Source organism: Streptomyces sp. NPDC042364, assembly GCF_056437585.1.
The window spans coordinates 1-1265 of record NZ_JBWKAJ010000060.1 but is presented as its reverse complement, the minus strand read 5'-3'; the positions used below and the strand labels follow the sequence as shown (position 1 = coordinate 1265).

Sequence of the window (1265 nt, the reverse complement as noted above, 5' to 3'; positions counted from 1 at the left end):
TGATCATGTGAGTGTCGAAGTCCCATGAACACCTGGCGAGTCCGTGCCTGCTCCTGCATCTTCTCTCATGCCCACCGCGCTGGCCCAACTGGGCCGGGCTGCCGCGCCGGTCCCGCTGGCGGACGCGGTCGCGCTGTCCGGCTTCCTGGATCTGGTGCCCGACCCGCGAGGCGTCCGTGGCCGCCGCTACCGGTTGTCCGCTCTGGTCGCCGCAGCCGCGGCGAGTGTCCTGGCCGGTGCCCGCTCGCTCACCGCGATCACGGAATGGATCGGCGACGTCCCCGCGTGGGCCTGCCGAGTTCTCGGCTTCCCCACCGACCCGCTCTCCGGCACCGTGTCCGTCCCACACCCCCACACCCTGCGCCGTCTGCTCGTCCAGCTCGACGGCGACGCCCTGGACCGGGCGATCGGCGCCTTCCTCACCGCCCGCGCCACCCCGGCCGGCCCCGGACTGCGGGCGATCGCTGTCGACGGCAAAGCCCTGCGCGGCTCGCGCACCAACGCCACGAGGCACGTCACCCTGCTCGCCGCGATGGACCACACCGGCCACGTCCTGGCCCAGCGCCAGGTCACCGACAAGAGCAACGAGATCCCTGCCTTCCGGCCCCTGCTGGACAGCGTCGACCTGACCGGCACGGTCATCACCGCCGACGCGCTGCACACCCAGCACGCTCACGGCACTTACCTCCGCGAGCGCGGTGCCCACTACATCGCCCAGGTCAAGGCCAACCATCCCAGCCTGTTCGACAGGGTCCGCCGCCTGCCATGGCGTGAGATCAGGCTCGACCACTACGACCGTACGCGGGCCCACCACCGCCTGGAGATCCGGCGGCTGAAGGCCGCCGCCTTCGCCCACATCGACTACCCAGATGCCCGCCAGGCCCTGCAAGCCGTGCGCTGGAGGAAGGACTTCACCAGCGGCAAGCTCACCATCGAGCGCGTCTACCTGATCACCAGCCTGCCGCCCGGCGCGGTCACCGGTGCCCAGCTCGCGGGCTGGATCAGAGGCCACTGGAAGATCGAAAACCTTCTGCACCACGTCCGCGACCGCACGTTCCGCGAGGACGACTCCAAGATCCATGTCGGCCATCTCCCGCGCATCATGGCCGGCCTGCGCAACCTCGCCATCGGCGTCCACCGCCAGGACGGCCACACCAACATCGCCGCCGCCCTACGCCACACCGCCCGCGACTGGCGAAGGCCCCTGGTCGCCATCGGCATCACCGGATGAAACCGGACAGACCTCGATCATGCAAGGGACCCTG

At 70.3% G+C, this 1265-nt stretch carries 1 protein-coding gene; it reads left to right on the top strand.

Going from position 1 to position 1265, the window contains the following annotated elements; all coding sequences use genetic code 11:
• The first annotated feature begins 67 nt into the window (after window positions 1-67).
• Window positions 68-1231 carry an ISAs1 family transposase gene (locus AC067N_RS38890; protein WP_478683680.1) on the top strand — a complete coding sequence of 388 codons (1164 nt, stop codon included), beginning with the start codon at window positions 68-70 and terminating at the stop codon, window positions 1229-1231.
• Window positions 1232-1265: the final 34 nt, after the last annotated feature.

Coding starts and splice junctions, on each gene's coding strand:
- AC067N_RS38890 (WP_478683680.1), top strand. CDS start 68: ATGCCCACCGCGCTGGCCCAACTGGGCCGGGCTGCCGCGCCGGTCCCG.